Origin of the sequence: Variovorax sp. PDC80 (assembly GCF_900115375.1) — a bacterium.
GTDB lineage: Bacteria > Pseudomonadota > Gammaproteobacteria > Burkholderiales > Burkholderiaceae_C > Variovorax.
In genome coordinates, this window is the sequence record NZ_FOWG01000035.1 from 1 (window position 1) to 2,253 (window position 2,253).

1 protein-coding gene is annotated in these 2,253 nt (G+C 59.7%); it reads left to right on the forward strand.

Features of this window, described 5'->3' with window-relative positions; translation table 11 throughout:
- Positions 1 to 2,253 (forward strand): Ig-like domain-containing protein (locus tag BM109_RS41085; RefSeq protein ID WP_143129352.1); only part of this gene is annotated, 2,253 nt, incomplete at both ends.

The window sequence follows — 2,253 nt, forward strand, 5'->3', positions numbered from 1 at the left end:
GGCCTCGCGGGTGCTGAGCGTGTCGCGGCTGGCCAATGCGATCGATGTGACGCCGTTGCTCAATGGGGCGGATGTGAACCTGGGGGTGGATCCGAGCACGCTTGGGGGGATTGCGCTGAGCCTGGACAACGCACAGCCTGAGGCCGTCGGAGGAACGTCTGTACTGACGGCCATCGTCGAAGGCGCGGCGCCCAGAGGCATGGTGACCTTCTTCGATGGCGAGAAAGTCATCGGTAGTGCAGCGGTAAATGACAACAAGGCCGTACTGGTGATGAACATGCTGTCGGTGGGAACCCACAGCTTCAGAGTGGCGTATTCGGGCGACACGTGGCGCCCAGCCACCGTATCGAAGGCAATTCGGAAAGTCATTGCACCGGCTATCACGACCGCAGTGCTGACCCATACAAGCCCGTCCTATCGTGACTACGGCTCATTCGATCTCAATACCCCTATCGTCGCTCCGCTGACGCTATCGATGATGCTGGCTGCGCAACCGTCGTGGCTGCCATTGCCGACAGGCAATGTGATCTTTTACAACGGCAACGACATCCTGGGTGAGTCGAAGGTCGTCGATGGGCGTGCCCAGCTGACATTGAACAGTTGGCCCGCGGGAATGTCGAGCATTCGTGCGGTGTACAGCGGAGATGCATGGCATATCGGAACGAGCATCCAACACATCCTGCAAGAGAGCCCGCCTTCGCCTCGGCAATTGACGTTAAGCGCCTCGTCAACCAGTGTCAGGCAGGGTGATTCCGTGATCTTGACTGCGCAGTTGGACCGCTATGGAACCTCGGCCAAGGGGTTCATCACTTTCTTCACGGGAACGACTTTTTTGGGGGCGGCCGAGGTCAATGGAGGGGTGGCGACCCTGACAGTCAACTGTTTGCCAATGGGTTCCAACGTGGCGCTGAGCGCAACCTTCGCGAGCCTAGATGATGTGCAGCCAACCCCTCTTGTGGCTGCACAAGGCCCTAGCATCCAAGTCGCTGCTAGCTCGAACCCAGTGACTCAGCCACCAGTCGTCCCGACTTTCGAATACCCCGACAACGGCGAGGGCCGAGGAGTGAACCTCTCCTATCATGGGCGCGACGAGAGTTTTCCGGGAGAACAGTTAATCCTGACAGACTTGCAGTTCTTTGGATCTGGAAGTCCCTCGGACTTTGGATTCGGCAATGGTCCGTGGCCCAAGGGAACAGTCAGCGTCTTCAGCGGACAAGCGGTGTTGGGAAGCTTTACGGTTTCTCAGTGGTACAACGCGGGCGCCGTGTCGCTTCTCCTACGCGAAGGAGAGCATGACCTGACTTTGGTGTATTCGGGCGTTCTTGAGGGCTCATCGTTGCCGCGCTACACCAGCGCTGTACGCACAATCCAGCACGTGATTGCGAGCACGGAGCCTGAGCGACCCGGCGTGGTTCTGGCGGCATCCAGGCCACAGCCCGTGGCTGGAACACCGGTGACGTTGACTGCTACGCTGGCGCACGATAACGAAATCTACCCTAGACAAGGCACGTCGCCAGTGGTGGGCGGCACGGTGACATTCTCCAGCCGTAACAAGGAAACAGGTGCTCTCACATCTCTGGGCACAGCGACGTTGGTCAATGGTGTAGCGACACTGACACTCAGCACGCTGCCAAAGGGAACAAACACCATCTCAATTCGTTACTCGGGAGACGGTTACTACTCAGGGAGCTACCCAGAAGCAGCCCTCGCGTTGCAAGTCGGTACAGCCCCGATAGTCAGCGCAGTGACGCTGGAGTCCTCTGCAACAAAGTACCTCTACAACCAACCCGTCGTCCTTACCGCAACCTCCGCAGGCATCAATAACCCCGAAGGCGGGTCAGTTAGCTTCTACGAGGGAGCGACCTTGCTTGGCAACGCCGCCTTGGTCAAAGGTCAAGCCTCGCTGAGCGTCAACGGCTTGAAGACCGGCCAGCACACGATCAAGGCCGTGTACTCAGGCGATGCGAACAACATCACTGCCACTTCGCTAACCATCACACTGGCCGTTGGCAATCCTCCTGCGGTCCTCACCAACCTGACGACCCCCACGATCGCGCAAGATGGCGGTCTGTCGGTGCGCGTTGCAGGCCAGACCCCCACAGGCCTGGTGAGCTTCTACAGTGGCACGACCTTGCTGGGCACGGTGGCAGTGCGAGAAGACGGCACAGCCACGCTGCGCGGCGTGCCGATCCCCGCCGGCACGCACACCTTCAGCGCCGTGTACTCGGGCGACTCCCTCAACGCCGACGGTGC